The sequence below is a fragment of the Blautia sp. MSK.18.38 genome (genome assembly GCF_024460535.1).
GTDB lineage: Bacteria > Bacillota > Clostridia > Lachnospirales > Lachnospiraceae > Blautia_A > Blautia_A fusiformis.
The window spans coordinates 114,993-131,982 of record NZ_JANFYP010000002.1; the positions used below are offsets into that span (position 1 = coordinate 114,993).

Here is a 16,990-nt window from a genome sequence, read left to right on the forward strand (position 1 = left end):
TATGAAAAGATCAAAATCCATAGACCTTACTTCCGGTCCGATCCTGAAAACGCTTTCAGAGCTTGCTCTTCCTATCATGGCATCTTCCCTTCTTGGAACTGCCTATAATATCACAGACATGGCCTGGATCGGGCTTCTGGGCTCCAAGGCAGTTGCCGGTGTCGGTGTGGGCGGCATGTATGTGTGGCTTTCCCAGGGACTGGTAGCCCTTCCACGAATGGGCGGACAGGTAAACACCGCACAATCCTGCGGCCGGAAGGATTATAAAGAGGCACGTTCCTACGCGGCCAGTGCCCTGCAGATGACCATTCTGTTCGGTCTCTTATTTTCTGCAGCAAGTATTATATTTCTTGATCCTCTGATCGGATTTTTTAATCTGACAGACCCGGAAGCATATTCTTCTGCCAGATCTTATATGCTGATCACCTGCGGACTGATCATTTTTTCCTTCCTGAACCTGACTCTCACCGGACTTTTTACAGCCCAGGGAGATTCCAGATCTCCGCTGATGGCCAATTTTCTTGGACTTGTGGGAAATATGCTCCTGGATCCGCTCCTGATCCTTGGCATTGGACCTTTTCCACGGCTTGAAACGTTAGGTGCTGCCATTGCCACAGTAACTGCACAGTTTCTGGTTTTTGCAGTGCTGGTTTTCCGGATCTTTACTTCCGGGCTGGAAACAAATGTACTTCGTGAACTTCATCTTTTTTCACGTTTTCCGGGAAAATTTTATAAAAATATCTTCCGCATTGGTTTTCCAACCGCTATCCAGAGCATGCTCTACTGTATGATCTCCATGGTACTGACCAGAATGGTTTCCGCCTTCGGTGCTGCTGCCATTGCTGTCCAGCGTGTGGGCGGACAGATCGAATCCGTTTCCTGGAACACCGCGGACGGCTTTGCCTCTGCCTTAAATGCTTTTACCGCACAGAATTTCGGTGCAAAAAAATACGACCGCATCCGCCAGGGCTACCGTATTTCCTTTGGTATCCTGACAATCTGGGGCCTTATCATAACTGCAGCCTTTGTGCTGCTCCCACGCCCGATCTCCGGACTGTTTTTCCATGATCCGGAATCCCTTGGGATTTCTGTAAATTACCTGATCATCATCGGCTTCTGTGAGGCTTTCATGTCCATTGAGCTGATGACCATCGGTGCACTGTCCGGCCTTGGTATGACCAAGCTCTGCAGTATCATCAGTATTATCCTGACAGGGGCCAGAATCCCGCTTGCCATGCTGCTGACTCATGCGGGAATGGGACTTAATGGTATCTGGTGGGCACTTTCCCTTACTTCCATCGTAAAGGGAATCATCTTTACTCTGACATTCCGGCAGACCAGCCGAACGAAATTAAACTAAATACAGACAGAAAAACTCCCCGCGGATACCGGAGCCTGATCAGACAGGTTACCGTTTCACGGGGAGTTCTGCTTTTTTACCTAAAGGATAGTTCTGATACTTCTGATCATTTTTTGATACATTTTGTTCTGAGTACAAACAGAAATACCGCAAGTATCACAAACAGAATTACTACATAGGCGATCTTTGCTGCTACACTTGTGGTAAATGCGTCAACTCCTGTAGCCACTCCGATAAGTATCAGACAGATTCCTGAAACCTTTTCCATTTTTTTCTCATCATACTTCTGGGCTCTGGCCTGTGTGTTTCCGCCTTTCATAAAAAAGGAACCGTGTCCGGTAAAAAGCATAAATCCTACTACCAGTGCTGCGATTGTAAGTATAAAGCTGAATGACTGATCAAACATAATATTTTCCTCCTGCTAAAGAACAGGAGCCACACACCGGATCACCGGCTGGCTCCTGTTTGTTTTTTGACTACAGATCCGATCAATAGAAACAGACGATCGGAACATTATACTGGATAATGTTGTAAAGCTCTCCCGCTTTATCCGGCGGCATATTGATACAGCCGTGGGAACCTCCGGTTAGATACCGGTCGCCTCCAAAGTACGGCTGCCAGTCTGCATCATGGAATCCAATGCCTCCGTTAAACGGCATCCAGTAGGTTACCGGCTGTTCATAGGAATAGGTTCCGTCTGGTTTCTTGGTGCCACGTAACACATCCGGGCTCTTCTTATAGTACAAGGTGAAGATTCCAGGAGGTGTTTTTCTCTCCGGATCACTTGCAAGTCCGGATACGATATCTGATTCAAAGATCACATTTCCATCCTGATAATACCACATATACTGTTCTGTAAGGTCCACTTCAATGTAGGTATTTCCCAGATCATTCACACCATAAGAATTGGCTCTCATGGAATAAACCGGCTCTCTGGTCGTCTGAGCTCCGGACTGGATCTCCTGGGTAAGCTGTGCCACCTCTCCGTCCTGATCGATCTTCCAGCCATATGCAGAACCGGAAACCGAAACGGTTCTTCCGCTTGTTGTCTGGAACTGACGCTCTGTACCTACTGTATCATGATCCGCTGCAAGCTGTGCCACATAATCCACGATATGCTGTTTGAAGGATGCATCATCCTGGATCAGCTGGCCCTTTTCGTCAAACTGCAGCCAGTTCTTGATGGTGCTTCCATCAAGTGTTACTGTCTCATCTCCAAATGTGTAGGTGATACTTGCCCTCGCAAAGTTATTATATGCATCCACCGTTGCCTGCAGATCTGCACTGTCGCTGGTCACATCTGCTTTCACATAAGCATCTGGGTTACTGCCAAGATCTACTTCCCCGTCATCGCTGCTGATAGCATCACTGATCATCTGATAGGCTTCTTTTACCTTCAGTTCACTTCCCTCTGTCTCCGGCACGATCGTAAACTCGGAATCATTAAAGCTTACGTACGCATTCTCCGGTGCTACCTGATTCTCTTTCTGGGCACAGTTCAGTGCTTTCACTTCTGACTCCAGCTTTGACTTGTCAAAAGCTGTCTGCTCACTGGCTGTGTAAGTCGTCTTTTCAAAAAATCCTCTCACCCATTCATAGGGCTTCTGCGCTTTCAAAAGCTTCAGAACTTCACCACTGGATATATAACGATAACTGATATCCGTTCCTTCTATAGTCTGCGGTTCCTGATCTCTGGCCTTTACCTGGATGGAATAGCCTTCCATTTTTTTTGCGATCTCCTGCTCAACCTCATATGCAGTCCTGTTGGAGCTGTCGATCCCGTTAATCGTTGTGCCCTCAAAGAAATGACTGGTGTAATAATAAGATACTCCTGCATATGCACAGCCTGCCACTACCAAAACCATGGCGGCGATCATTCCGGTTACCTTCAGTGCCTTATGCTTTTTCTTTTCGGGTATAACAATAGGTTCAAATTCAGATTCATCGATAGGTACGTAGGTGATCTTCCTTGGCCTTGCTGATTTCGAAGGTCGTGCCGACTTGTGAGCAGCTGATCTGTTATTTTTATTTTCAGGCTGAGGCTCTCCTGCAGTATCACTGACGATCTTTGCCATGGCATCATTGATCCTGTCCTCGATATCCCTCTTTTCATCGTTGCTCATATTTATTCACCTCTATGTTCATGTGCCTTTAAAAAAGGCATCTTTCCATTGATACTTTCTGGTCTTACTCACCAGCTTTTTCATTATATCATACTTTCCGGAAATTGCATCTCATTTCACGGTTTTTTTATAACTTATTTGTACCGTACAGCTTCCGCGCCATATCTTTCATAACATAGAAATACATTACCCAAAGGAGCACTGACGCAAAGATCCAGGCCACCGGACTTGCAAGACAGGTACCGATATAGCTGCTTTTTCCGGCTGCAATGGTAGCGGTGATCCCTCTTCCTGCAAGCTCAGCCACACCGGCCATCATAGGAAGAAGACCATATCCCATTCCCTGGATCCCGTTTCGCAGTACATTGACAAAATACAGAGGAATAAAAAACAGTGCCACACATTTTACATAGATTGCTACCATAGGAAGCACTTCTTCAATGTTATCTGAGATAAACAGATATGCAAAATATTTTCCCGCAAAGAACAGAAAACTACCAACAACAACAGAATATACAATTCCTATAAAATGCGAAGCCCGGAAGCCTTCCCGCACTCTCTCAAGCTTTCCGGCTCCGATATTCTGTGCATTGTAGGTAGCGCTGGCAGTTCCCTGTGCCACATATGCCTGGGTGAAGATCTGCTCGATCTTACTTCCTGCTGTAAACGCCGCCACCGCATAAGAGCCAAGCATATTTAAGGCTGACTGTACCATCATGGTTCCGATCGCCGTAATGGAATACTGCAGTCCCATTGGGATTCCCACACCGATCTGCTTGGCTGCGAGGTTACATCTGAAATACCAGTCTTCTTTTTTCATACGGAGCTCCGGCACAAACTTCCAGATATATACCAGACATAAGACTCCTGAAACTCCCTGGGAAATAATGGTAGCCCAGGCTGCTCCAGGCGCTCCCAGCTTAAACACGATGATAAATACAAGGTCAAGCACAATATTCAGCATTGCAGATAAGATCAGAAAATACAGTGGTACCTTACTGTTTCCCAGTGCACGGAGGATACTGGCCAGGATATTATATAATGCCTGGGCAAAAATCCCTCCGCAGATGATCATAACGTAAGCATATGCATCCTTGAAAATATCATCCGGCGTATGCATAAATTTCAGAAGTGCATGCATACCTGTCATGCTGACTGCTGTCATCACTGCCGAGATCAGCGCTGTCAGGATCAGTGCATTTCCCACGGTCTGACGCATCTCATCCATTTTTCCCGCACCGTACTTCTGTGCAGTCAGTACGGTAAAACCGGCAGTAAGTCCCAGAAGAAAGCCTATGATCAAAAAGATGATAGTTCCTGTTGAGCCAACTGCCGCCAGTGCCTTTGTTCCTACAAATTTTCCTACAACCACCGCATCTACCATATTGTAGAACTGCTGAAATACATTACCAATAAATACCGGGATCGTAAATCCCAGGAGCACTTTTATCGGTTTTCCCTGTGTCATGTCTGTTTTCATGAAATCTTTTTTCCCCCCCATTTAATTTGATCGTTCCTAAACTTTGTGCTGCTTTTTGTTATTCTTTTTATTATTCTTTCTGTAACTTTACAGTTGCTCAAAAGTTACCTGTTTTTATGTATCAGAGGGATTATAGTTGAAATGGAATGATTTTACAAGATGATTTTGAAAATTTTTTTCATATGTGGAAACAGAAACAATCGGATGAAAAAATCCCGGCAGATCCGTAAAAATCTGCCGGGATTCCGTGAAGCTTATTTATTTCTCAACAAGAAGAGACTCTCCTGTCATTTCCTTCGGCTGCTCCATACCCATAAGCTGGATCAGAGTCGGAACGATATCTGCAAGACATCCGTTCTCACGAAGTGTGTATTTCGGATCTGCGTTTACAAGGATAAACGGTACCGGGTTCGTTGTATGAGCTGTCCATGGCTCACCTGTTTCATAATTTACAAGCTGCTCTGCGTTACCATGGTCAGCGCAGATAAAGAGCTGTCCGTCAACCTCTTTGATTGCCTCTACAGCCTTACCAACACACGCATCAACAGTCTCAACAGCCTTGATCGCAGCTGCCTCAACACCTGTATGGCCAACCATATCCGGGTTCGCAAAGTTGATGATGATCACATCATATTTGTCAGATTTGATCGCCTCTACAAGCTTCTCACAAACCTCCGGTGCACTCATCTCCGGCTGCATATCGTAGGTCGGAACCTTCGGGGATTTTACAAGGATTCTGTCCTCTCCTTTGTTTGGCTCCTCAACACCACCGTTGAAGAAGAATGTAACATGTGCATATTTCTCTGTCTCGGCGATACGTGCCTGTGTCATATCGTGAGCTGCAAGGTACTCACCAAAGGTATTGTGAAGAAGAACCTTGTGGAATGCTACCAGCTTATTCTGGATGGTATCATCATACTCTGTGAAGCATACGAATGTGGTATCCAGTCTCTTTGCTCTCTCAAAGCCCTTAAAATCGTCATCACAGAAAGCTCTTGTGATCTCTCTTGCACGGTCCGGACGGAAGTTGAAGAATACAACGGAATCCTTATCAGAAATAGTTGCAACCGGTTTGCCGTCCTTCTCGATAACAGTCGGAAGCACAAATTCATCTGTCTTGTCATCATCATAGGAAGCCTGAACTGCTGCTGCAGCATCTGTTCCCTTTACGCCTTCGCCCTGTGTAAGAGCTTTATATGCAAGCTCAACACGATCCCAGCGGTTATCACGATCCATTGCATAATAACGTCCGGAGATCACACCGATCTCGCCAACGCCGATCTCTTTCATTTTAGCTTCCAGCTGCTCTACAAACTCTTTACCGGATGCAGGCGGTGTGTCACGTCCATCCAGGAAACAGTGTACGTAAACTTTCTTGAGTCCCTCTCTCTTTGCCATCTCAAGAAGTCCGTAGAGATGTGTATTGTGGCTGTGTACTCCACCGTCAGAAAGAAGTCCCATAAAATGGATCGCGGAATCGTTGTCTTTTGCATTCTTCATAGCAGAAAGAAGTGCCTCATTCTTGAAGAAATCGCCGTCCTGGATCTCTTTTGTGATCCTTGTAAGCTCCTGGTATACGATACGGCCTGCGCCCATGTTCATATGACCAACCTCGGAGTTACCCATCTGTCCGTCCGGAAGACCTACCGCAAGGCCGCTGGCATTGCCTTTTACAAACGGATAATCTTTCATGAGTCCGTCCATAACCGGTGTTTTTGCCTCATATACAGCATTTCCGTCATGTCTGTCATTGAGTCCGTATCCATCAAGGATCATTAAAACTGTTGGTTTTTTGCTCATAATTTTCCCCTTCTTATCTTTGATCGAAAATCTGTCCGGCACAGCTCTTCACTGATTCTGAAACCCTCTGTACCATTCAGGATTCTTTTGTTTTCCATTTTATATAGTACCAAAATCCAGAAATTTTGCAACGTTTTCTTTGACAAAAATTTGTCTGTTTTCAATTTCCCGACAACTGATACGGCTGATCTGTAAATTTACGCGAAAGATATTATTTCTGGTATACACGGATCATAGAAGAAATCTTTCTTACAGATGCGCTGTTTTCCAGTTCTTCCTTAACCTTAAAGAAAGCGCCCTCGCTTACAAGTTTGGTGATCACAACAACCTCTGCGGTATCCGGTCTCTTGCTTTCTTTCTGCATGATCTGTGCCACGCTTGCCTGATATTTTGCAAAATGCTCCAGGATTTCAGCCAGCACACCGCAGCGGTCCTCTACCTGCAGGCGGAGGAAATAACGGTTATGGGTATCTGCCATATTTTTTACCGGAAGTGTCTTATAGCAGGTGCAGCCTACTCTTCCGCAGCAATCTGCCTTCATATTACGGACTACCTCAAATACATCACCGGCAACCGCACTTGCTGTAGGAAGCTCACCTGCTCCACGTCCGTAGAACATGGTATCTCCTACTGCATCTCCGTGTACAAAAACCGCATTATAAGAATCATTGACGGATGCAAGGGGATGCTCTGCCGGGATCAGCATCGGGCAGACATAGGCCTCAACGCCGTCCTCCTGACAGCGTGCAACACCCAGAAGCTTGATCTCGCAACCCATTTCTTTTGCGTAACGGATATCCTTTGCCGTGATCTTTGTGATTCCCTCTATATGAACATTATCAAGGGTAACTCTGGAATTAAAGGCAACTGATGCAAGGATGGCAACCTTTCTTCCAGCATCAATTCCCTCGATATCTGCAGTAGGATCTGCCTCTGCATATCCAAGTTCTGTAGCAAGAGCAAGAGCATCTGAAAATTCCATTCCCTCCTGGGACATCTTGGTAAGGATAAAGTTCGTAGTTCCGTTTACGATTCCCATAACTTCCGTTACATGGTTGGCCTCAAGACTGTTCTTCAACGGGCTGATGATCGGGATTCCTCCGGCAACTGCTGCCTCAAACAGAAAATCCTTCTGCGCTGCCCTGGCAGTTTCCAGGATCTCTTTTCCGTGGACTGCGATCAGATCCTTGTTTGCAGTTACAACGTTCTTGCCGGCTTTCAGTGCTGCAAGGATATAAGTACGTGCCGGCTCGATGCCGCCGATCAGCTCGATCACAATATCAATGGAAGGATCTCCCTCAATATCTGCCCAGTCTGTTGTAAGAACAGAAGGATCGTCTACCTTCCCGGACGCTTTCTCAAGGTTACGCACCAGGATCTTTGTGATCTTTACCTGGCATCCAAGCTTGGCTGTCATTTCCTGCTCCTGGCTTTTGATCACTTTATATACACCGGTTCCTACTGTTCCGAGACCAAGAAGGGCCGCATTTACGACTTTTTCGTTCATTTTCTGATGTCCCCTTTCCGTTTTTTCCAATTTTTATCAGAGTAACTCCTATGTTATGGCAGAAAACGCTTTTTGTCAAGTTCCGGCAGAGGAAGCAATTCCAGCCAGCTGCCAAAAAGTCCGGTGATCAGTTCCTGCACCATAGCTTTTGACTGTGGTTCCAGTTTATCCAGCTGGCGCACCATGGCAGCCAGACTTTTCAGACCACCTTCCTGGATTTGGGAAATGGTATCTGCTCCGGTTGCTTCCAACACAGAAAAGAGTTCCCCGATGAGATGCTCTCTCTGCTTTTCATCCATATGGTCGATCCATTTATGAAGACTTCGATCTGACGCCGCAGCTCTTCTTGTCAAACTTTCTTTCTCTATAAAGGATGGCCCCATTACCTCCCAGGTAAAAGCATCATGCTGCAGGATTCCCTTCTGTGTACTGGCTACGATCCGCGGATCTTTCTGGTGGCTGAGCAACATACCGATCACAGATGCCTCGGGAATGATACGAGTGACTTTTGGCAAAACCCTTTCCACTCTTCCGGGACTGAAAAATCCTTCTGGAAAACCCGGGCCATCATTATCATAGACAGAAAGAAGCTTTTCCTGCAGGATGTCACTGCACTGCATCGCTGCATACATAGCCAGATTTCCTCCTTTGGAATGACCGCCGATCCGCAGCATGGACTGTATATAAGTTCCATGCGTTTCCAGATATCCCAACGCTTTTCTGTGCGAAGGAACAACTCCGTTGCTTAAGTTAAAATCCTCCTTCCATCCCACAATGGTATCATCGGTTCCCCGAAAGGAAATATATGTGGTTCCATCATCCAGTCCTATAGTCACTGCCGCAAACTGCTGAGCCTGACTGGAAAGGATTTCATTGACAAAGCCTCCTACTGTACATTTCCGGAATCTCTCCGCACAGGCCATTTTTTCAAGGAGCACCGGTGTATTCTGCAGAAATGCACTTTCTGCTTTCAGATCCTTCTTCATTTCCCGTCTGGAAAAAGCCGCAAAGAGTTCTTCTACAGAAAGAGTATTTCCGTTTTTTACTTCTGCCCTCTCATCCAGATCAAGATAGGAAAAACACGCCAGTATCAGATTGTCAACTTCATTAAAGGGTGACTGCTCAAAGGTAAGATCTCCTCTCCAGTCAAGATAATCCAGAATATTCCCCATAAAATCCTCCGCAAATGATCATATAAGCGTCTTACGCACAGCTGCAGGCTTTCTTTCTATTATAATACGTAACGGCTGCATCACAGCACAGCCATCTGATGCGTTTCTGCCGTTATCAGATAACCGTTTTCTAAAACGACATACCCTGCCAGATATTTATTGTTATCATACCATAAATCCTGATCATTTGCTCCTTTCATCCATTTTTTTTCTGAGATAAAGGATGTAATGAATGCAGCCGCAGGTAAAAGCTGGAAACAGTATCGACAGGCCTGCTGCTGACATCATATAGATCACTGCCCCTTTTCCGTCATCCGGTGTTCCTGCCACAAAGCAGTAGAACATGGTAGCTGAAAAATACAGTGTGATCACCACTGAAATTAAGATTTTAAAAAACTTCCTCATTGCTTCTCCTTTCTGCAGTGTCGATATAAGGACACTGTTGTGATTCCAATTTTACCTTCATAATAAGATTAATTCAAGGATGAATCGGACAGGATATATATATGATAAAATATGACAGATTTTGGGTCACGATGAAGGAGCGTGGGATCACTCAGTATGATCTTTATGAACATTACCAGATCACCCGTTCACTTCTGGACAGACTTCGAAAAAATAAAAATGTTGAAATTTATACCATAGACAGGCTGTGTTCCATTCTCCACTGCGAGATCGAGGACATTGTGGAACACGTTCCCGAGCCTGACGAAAGGAACGAACATACAGAAAAAGCTTCAGAGAAAAACAATCCTTACTCTGAAGATAAGAAAAACTCTCTCTGACTGTGATCAGATGCAGCTTTTTTGTTAGCTGTGCTATCCGTGTCAGGGAGAGTTTTTCTGGTTTTTTTATAAAAAGATATAAAAAAAGGGGCCGAAGCCCCTTTTTAAGTGAATCTTATTTGTAGTTTACGATCTTTCCGAAATCTGGTTTCAGGGAAGCGCCACCTACAAGACCGCCATCGATGTCAGCCTGAGCGAATAAGTCAGGAGCTGTTGCAGCGTTTACAGATCCGCCGTACTGGATACGGATCTCTGCTGCTGTAGCATCATCATAGATCTCAGCGATGCATTTACGGATATCAGCGCAAACCTCCTGAGCCTGCTCTGTTGTAGCTGTCTTACCTGTTCCGATAGCCCAGATCGGCTCGTAAGCGATAACTGCTGTCTTAGCCTGATCAGCTGTAACACCCTGGAATCCAACCTTAACCTGCTGACGGATGAAGTCCATTGTCACGCCCTGCTCTCTCTGAGTAAGTGTCTCACCGCAGCACATGATCGGTGTGATACCATGCTCGAAAGCTTTAAGCATTTTTTTGTTAACGTCTTCGTTTGTCTCACCGAAATACTCTCTTCTCTCGGAATGTCCAAGTACTACGTACTTAACGCCAGCATCTACGAGCATAGCCGGAGCGATCTCGCCTGTGTAAGCACCCTTCTCCTCGAAGTACATGTTCTCAGCGCCAACCTGGATGTTTGTTCCTTTAGCTGCCTCAACAACAGGAATAATGTCGATAGCCGGTACGCAGAATACTACATCAACTTCGTCGTTAACAACAAGCGGTTTTAAAGTCTCAACGAGCTTTACAGCCTCGCTTGGTGTCATGTTCATTTTCCAGTTTCCAGCAATAATTTTCTTTCTTGCCATTGTTTTTATCTCCTTTTTGTGTTCGTGGAACACTTTATTTTTTATCAGTCTTTATCGTTAGCTGCTGCTACACCTGGGAGCTCTTTGCCCTCAAGGAACTCAAGAGAAGCACCGCCACCTGTGGAGATGTGTGTCATCTTGTCGCCATATCCAAGGATATTTACAGCTGCTGCAGAATCGCCGCCACCGATGATTGTTGTTGCGTCTGTCTCAGCAAGAGCTTTGGCAACTGCTTCTGTACCATGAGCGAAGTTCGGCATCTCGAAGCATCCCATCGGTCCGTTCCATACAACAGTCTTGGCATCTTTTACAGCGTCTGCAAAAAGCTTCTCAGTCTCCGGTCCGATATCCATTCCTTCCCATCCGTCCGGAATCTCACCACGTTTTACAACCTGGATGTTGCAGTCATTGGAGAAGTTATCACCGATTCTGTTATCTACAGGAAGAAGAAGCTTCACGCCCTTCTCCTCTGCTTTCTTCATCATGTCAAGAGCATACTGAAGGTAATCATCCTCGCAGAGGGATGTTCCGATATGTCCGCCCATAGCCTTGGAGAACGTATAGGACATACCACCACCGATGATCAGTGTATCTACCTTGTCAAGAAGGTTGTTGATTACAGAGATCTTGCTGGAAACCTTAGCACCGCCAAGAATTGCTACGAATGGTCTCTCCGGATTGTTTACAGCGTTTCCAAGGAAATCGATCTCTTTCTGCATCAGATATCCTACAACTGCTGTTTTTACATATTTGGTAACACCTACGTTAGAGCAGTGAGCTCTGTGAGCAGTTCCGAATGCATCATTTACAAATACATCACAGAGGGAAGCAAGATCTTCGCTGAACTTGTCTTCGTTCTTTGTCTCTTCTGCACGATAACGTGTGTTCTCAAGAAGAACTACATCGCCATCTTTCATCTCTGCTACAGCAGCTTTTGCGTTCGGTCCTACTACCTCAGGATCTGCTGCAAATTTTACTTCCTGGCCAAGAAGCTCAGAAAGACGAACTGCTACAGGTGCAAGAGAAAGCTCCGGTTTCGGCTCTCCCTTCGGTTTTCCAAGGTGGGAGCAAAGGATAACCTTTCCGCCGTCTGCGATCAGTTTCTTGATTGTAGGAAGAGCAGCTACAAGACGGTTCTCATCTGTGATCTTTCCATCCTGAAGCGGAACATTGAAGTCGCATCTTACAAGTACTTTCTGTCCTTTTACATTGATATCGTCAACACTTTTTTTGTTCAGCATCTCTATATCTCCTTAACTTTTATTTCTGCAAAAGCAGATGAATAAGGGCGAGCGGTATTGTTGTCCGCTCTGTTAACAGTCATTTCCTCAGACATTTTTTTGTTTGATCTTTTGGAAAAAAAGGGCCCGGTCCTCTTCAGACCGGACCCTTTCTGAGTCTATTCTTCTACACCCGTTCGCAGAAAATTAAGCGTTCAGAAGTTTTCCGAAGTGCTTGATTGTACGAACCATCTGGCTTGTGTAGGAGTTCTCGTTGTCATACCAGGAAACTACCTGAACCTCTGTTGTGCCATTCTCAAGTGGAAGTACCATTGTCTGAGTAGCATCGAAGAGGGAACCAAATCTCATACCAACGATATCGCTGGATACGATCTCATCCTCGTTGTATCCGAAGGACTCGTTAGAAGCTGCTTTCATAGCTGCGTTGATCTGCTCTTTAGTAACGTTTCCTTCAACTACTGCTGTAAGGATTGTTGTAGAACCTGTTGGGGTAGGTACACGCTGTGCAGAACCGATAAGTTTGCCGTTAAGCTCTGGGATAACAAGTCCGATAGCTTTAGCAGCACCTGTGCTGTTCGGAACGATGTTAACTGCAGCTGCACGGGATCTTCTCAGATCGCCTTTTCTCTGCGGTCCGTCAAGTGTCATCTGATCGCCTGTGTAAGCGTGGATTGTGCACATGATACCGGATTTGATCGGTGCAAGATCGTTAAGAGCCTTAGCCATTGGTGCAAGGCAGTTTGTTGTACAGGAAGCTGCGGAGATGATCTTGTCCTCGTTTGTAAGACCCTGATGGTTTACGTTGTAAACGATTGTCTTAAGGTCGTTTCCAGCCGGAGCGGAAATAACTACGTGCTTAGCACCTGCATCGATATGAGCCTGAGCTTTGTCTTTGGATGTGTAGAAACCTGTGCACTCAAGAACTACGTCTACACCGATCTCTCCCCATGGAAGCTCTGCAGCGTTAGCCTTAGCATAGATTTTGATCTCTTTTCCGTCTACTGTGATGGAATCCTCGCCTGCTGTTACTTTATCAGCAAGAGCATATCTTCCCTGTGTAGAATCATATTTTAATAAGTGAGCAAGCATCTTAGGAGATGTAAGATCGTTGATTGCTACGATCTCAAATCCTTCTGCTCCAAACATCTGACGGAATGCAAGACGACCGATACGTCCAAAACCATTAATTGCAACTTTTACTGCCATGATAAATTCCTCCTATGAATTGAATGGTGATTAAATCGTTCCTTTGTTAAAGAAACATCAACCTGTTTCATATTGTACCTAATTCCAAACAAAAATTCAAGAGCTATTTATAAAAAAGAACATTAAAATAAATATTAAGAAAATTTCTGAAAAATGTGCTATAATTCTCTGATAGAAAGTTCTGTCCTGCTGATTCCTAAAACGGATATCTATATTCCCGCTGGGAGTTTGACTTTCCCGGATTCATAACAGGCAGATACGATCATTGTCACAGAATATAAAGGCTTGAATATGGAGGTACAAAATGGACCAGAAAATTTTATGGGACTGCCATATGCACTCCTCTTTTTCCGCAGATTCCGATACACCGATGGAAGAAATGATCCAGACTGCCGCAGACCAGGGTCTCACGGGAATCTGTTTTACTGAACATTTTGATCCGGATTATCCCGATACTCCGGAAAATCTTGATTTTTCCCTGAACATCCCTGCATACCGCCAGAAACTTGAGAGTCTTGCGGATGCTTTTAAAGACCAGATCCAGGTTAACTTCGGGATCGAGCTTGGACTTCAGCCTCAGCTTGCAGAATCTTTTTCCGATCTTCTGAAAGAAGTTCCCTTTGATTTCGTTATTGGTTCCTCCCATGTGGTGCACGGATACGATCCTTATTATCCTTCTTATTTTGAGGGCCGTAAGGAATCCGCATGCTACATGGAATATTTTGAATCCATCCTGGAAAATATCGCTGCTTTTGACGAGATGGATGTGTACGGACATATCGACTATGTAGTACGTTATGGTCCAAATCAGAACCGTCAGTATTCTTATGGAAGATATAAGGAGATCCTGGACGAGATCCTGCGGACATTGATCCGCAAAAATGTGGGAATCGAGCTGAACACAGGCGGTTATCACTACGGGCTTGGTGAACCGAATCCATGTGTCAATATTATCCGACGTTACCGTGAGCTTGGCGGTGAGATCATCACCATCGGTGCAGATGCCCATACTCCGGATAAGATTGGCTACGCTTTTGACAAGGCGGCTGATGTTCTCCGTGAATGTGGTTTTTCCTATTATGCTGTATTTAAAAACCGCCGTCCTGTTTTTCATAAGCTGTAGCTCTGTTTCTCTCTCCGGTGAGAGAGTTTACATTTTATACCGAAAATATCATTTTATCTAAGGAGGAACTCTATATGTCAACAAAAAGACTCCAGAAAAAGAAAGCTGCCATGCAGGCAAAAAAAGAAAAGCAGCTGAAAAAAAATACCAGTGCTGCCAAATCTGTTGAAAATGCTAAAGCCGAAGTGAAAAAACTTGAAACCGTAAAGAAGGAAACGCTTAAAGTCGAAACTTCCAAAACTGAACCGATCAAAGTCGAGACTTCCAAGACCGAACCGATCAAAGTCGAGACTTCCAAGACCGAGCCGATCAAGGTCGAGACTTCCAAGACTGAGCCGATCAAGGTCGAGACTTCCAAGACCGAACCGATCAAGGTCGAGACTTCCAAGACTGAGCCGATCAAGGTTGAGACTTCCAAGACCGAACCGATCAAGGTCGAGACTTCCAAGACCGAGCCGATCAAGGTCGAGACTTCCAAGACCGAACCGATCAAGGTTGAGACCTCCAAGACTGAACCGGCGAAAGTTACTACTTCCAAGACCGAGCCTCTGAAAGTCGAAACTTCCAAGGAGGACACAGCTTACGATGCCCTCTACGAGAAACGTCTGAAATACTACTACAATGATCTGAAATGGCTCTACTGCGAACTGTTCCGCGATCACCCGGAAGTTACCGGCACATTCTCAAGCCTCACAAAAAAGATGAAAGAAATCTACCGTGAGCGTTCTCTTTCCATGAAGGAAGCCGACCAGAACTGCGCTGCAGATCCTGACTGGTTCCGTAAGACTACTTTCACCGGAATGGCTGTAAATCCTGCTGACTTCGCAGATACTCTTTCCGGGCTGTCCGATAAGCTGGACTATATCAGTGAATGCAAAGCAGACACTCTGTACCTGACAGATCTTTTCCAGGCAACCTCCAACTGCTCTCTTCGCATTATCCCGGAGATCGGAACTTCCGAAGATCTGTACACACTTGCAGCTAACTGTAGGAAAGCAGGTATCCGCCTGGCTCTTGAGATCCCGTTAAGTCTTTCTGTGGATGACCCACAGTCCGGTGCGCCATGTGTGCTCCAGACTCCGGCTTATTTCAATGCAATGCTTCTTCAGATCCTGGAGCTTGCAAATGAAGGTGCTTCTGTATTCAGCCTTGGTGTCCTTCCGATGATGCCGGAAGAAAATCTCTGGAAGCTTCACTCTCTGCTGCGTATGACCCGAATGGTGTGTGAGATCGTATGCCCCGGAATTCTTCTCCTTGGCGAAACAGACCGCCCACCTGCAGAGGCTGCTGCATTTGGCGGAACTTCCGATATGCCGGAACTTCACATTGTAAACAGCACCCAGCTGATGTCCGATCTCTGGCATACCGTTGCCACAAAGGACACTGCCCTTCTCCGCCGGGGAATCGACAGAGCTGCAGACCTTCCGCAGGCACCGGTATTCCAGAATTACCTCCGTAACCGCAACACGGTACGCTGGAATCTGGACTATGATTTCCTGAAAGGAAGCTTTATCACAGAAGGGCCTCACAGAGATTATCTGAATGAATTCCTGGCAGGTATTTTCCCTGATTCCTTTGCCCGGGGTGAAATTTATGTAAATCCGGAAACCGAGAAATCTGAGCTCTGCGGAACAACCGCATCTCTTGCAGGAATCGAGCGTTTTGATTATGAAGGAAATATGGAGGGTGTCAGCCGGGGAATCCGCTATGACGTAGCACTTCATGCATTGCTTCTTTCCCTCCCCGGAATTCCGGTACTTCGAAGCGGTGACGAGGTCGGACAGCTGAATGACTACACCTATAAAACAGACATTTCCAAAGCAGCTGATCCCCGCTGGCTCCACAACGGACGTTTCAACTGGGCACTTGCCCGGAACAGAGCCGATGCCGAAACGATCCAGGGACGCATTTTCAACAGTCTTGAGCAGCTGGAATCCATCCGTGCCAGCCATCCGGTATTTGCACCTGAAGTTTCTGCACATACACTGGAAACCTGGGAAAAAGCTCTCCTTGCCCTGGTAAGAGAAACTTCTGAAGAAAAGCTGATCTGCATCTACAACTTCAGCGACCAGGATAAGGTAGCCTGGATCAACGAACAGGACGGTACCTACACAGATCTTCTCACAGGAGTTCAGAGAGACGCACAGGCTGTAGAGATCCCGGCTTTCGGATTTATCTGGCTTATGCACACAAAATAATAGCTTTGTCAGGCGGATATCCACAATCTGCATTCTCTACACAGCTCTGCACCGGATAACTGGATAACTGCTTCACAGTTTATTTGCCAAAAAAGGACACTGCCATTTTCAACGGGCAGTGTCCTTTTTT

General features: G+C 45.7%; 14 protein-coding genes. 4 read left to right on the plus strand and 10 right to left on the minus strand.

Annotated elements, in window-relative coordinates; all coding sequences use genetic code 11:
- Position 1 precedes the first annotated feature (1 nt).
- The gene (locus NE638_RS01970) at positions 2 to 1,360 is read left to right on the plus strand and encodes an MATE family efflux transporter (protein WP_173745747.1); all 1,359 of its coding nucleotides are present in this window, start codon (positions 2 to 4) and stop codon (positions 1,358 to 1,360) included.
- Positions 1,361 to 1,466: 106 nt separating this feature from the next.
- Here NE638_RS01970 and NE638_RS01975 read toward each other — a convergent pair whose 3' ends face one another.
- The 7 genes from NE638_RS01975 to NE638_RS02005 all read right to left on the minus strand — a co-directional run bounded on the left by NE638_RS01975 (position 1,467) and on the right by NE638_RS02005 (position 9,847).
- Positions 1,467 to 1,766 (minus strand): DUF3784 domain-containing protein, encoded by a 300-nt coding sequence (locus NE638_RS01975; RefSeq protein WP_015527011.1) that lies wholly within the window; start codon positions 1,764 to 1,766, stop codon positions 1,467 to 1,469.
- 82 nt (positions 1,767 to 1,848) lie between these two features.
- Entirely contained in the window at positions 1,849 to 3,483 is a 1,635-nt protein-coding gene (locus NE638_RS01980; protein WP_243113434.1) for a L,D-transpeptidase family protein, read from the minus strand.
- A 127-nt stretch (positions 3,484 to 3,610) separates the two neighbouring features.
- Positions 3,611 to 4,963 (minus strand): MATE family efflux transporter, encoded by a 1,353-nt coding sequence (locus NE638_RS01985; RefSeq protein ID WP_173745719.1) that lies wholly within the window; start codon positions 4,961 to 4,963, stop codon positions 3,611 to 3,613.
- Between the two features lie 258 nt (positions 4,964 to 5,221).
- Complete coding sequence (gene gpmI / locus NE638_RS01990; RefSeq protein WP_015527007.1) at positions 5,222 to 6,763, minus strand: 2,3-bisphosphoglycerate-independent phosphoglycerate mutase; 1,542 nt, start codon at positions 6,761 to 6,763, stop codon at positions 5,222 to 5,224.
- A 211-nt stretch (positions 6,764 to 6,974) separates the two neighbouring features.
- A complete protein-coding gene (locus NE638_RS01995; protein WP_021652282.1) occupies positions 6,975 to 8,270 on the minus strand; it encodes a homoserine dehydrogenase in 1,296 nt (431 codons plus the stop codon).
- A gap of 53 nt (positions 8,271 to 8,323) precedes the next feature.
- Positions 8,324 to 9,442: an Mbeg1-like protein gene (locus tag NE638_RS02000; protein WP_173722595.1), complete on the minus strand. Its 1,119-nt coding sequence runs from the start codon at positions 9,440 to 9,442 to the stop codon at positions 8,324 to 8,326.
- A 183-nt stretch (positions 9,443 to 9,625) separates the two neighbouring features.
- A complete protein-coding gene (locus tag NE638_RS02005) occupies positions 9,626 to 9,847 on the minus strand; it encodes a hypothetical protein (RefSeq protein ID WP_021652279.1) in 222 nt (73 codons plus the stop codon).
- Positions 9,848 to 9,948: 101 nt separating this feature from the next.
- Between NE638_RS02005 and NE638_RS02010 the strand changes: the two genes are divergently transcribed.
- The gene (locus NE638_RS02010; RefSeq protein WP_015527002.1) at positions 9,949 to 10,227 is read left to right on the plus strand and encodes a helix-turn-helix domain-containing protein; all 279 of its coding nucleotides are present in this window, start codon (positions 9,949 to 9,951) and stop codon (positions 10,225 to 10,227) included.
- A gap of 115 nt (positions 10,228 to 10,342) precedes the next feature.
- Here the strand turns inward: NE638_RS02010 and tpiA are convergent, their stop codons facing one another.
- The 3 genes from tpiA to gap form a co-directional block, all read right to left on the minus strand.
- Positions 10,343 to 11,092: a triose-phosphate isomerase gene (tpiA, locus tag NE638_RS02015; protein WP_015527001.1), complete on the minus strand. Its 750-nt coding sequence runs from the start codon at positions 11,090 to 11,092 to the stop codon at positions 10,343 to 10,345.
- Positions 11,093 to 11,136: 44 nt separating this feature from the next.
- Positions 11,137 to 12,333, minus strand: coding sequence for a phosphoglycerate kinase (locus NE638_RS02020; RefSeq protein WP_015527000.1), 1,197 nt, complete (start codon positions 12,331 to 12,333; stop codon positions 11,137 to 11,139).
- A gap of 186 nt (positions 12,334 to 12,519) precedes the next feature.
- Entirely contained in the window at positions 12,520 to 13,539 is a 1,020-nt protein-coding gene (gap, locus tag NE638_RS02025; RefSeq protein ID WP_021652276.1) for a type I glyceraldehyde-3-phosphate dehydrogenase, read from the minus strand.
- 304 nt (positions 13,540 to 13,843) lie between these two features.
- Between gap and NE638_RS02030 the strand changes: the two genes are divergently transcribed.
- Both NE638_RS02030 and NE638_RS02035 read left to right on the plus strand, forming a co-directional pair.
- Entirely contained in the window at positions 13,844 to 14,662 is an 819-nt protein-coding gene (locus tag NE638_RS02030) for a histidinol-phosphatase HisJ family protein (RefSeq protein ID WP_022426901.1), read from the plus strand.
- A 74-nt stretch (positions 14,663 to 14,736) separates the two neighbouring features.
- On the plus strand, positions 14,737 to 16,860 hold the full coding sequence (locus tag NE638_RS02035; protein ID WP_173745720.1) for an alpha-amylase family glycosyl hydrolase: 2,124 nt from the start codon (positions 14,737 to 14,739) through the stop codon (positions 16,858 to 16,860).
- The last annotated feature ends 130 nt before the right edge of the window (positions 16,861 to 16,990 follow it).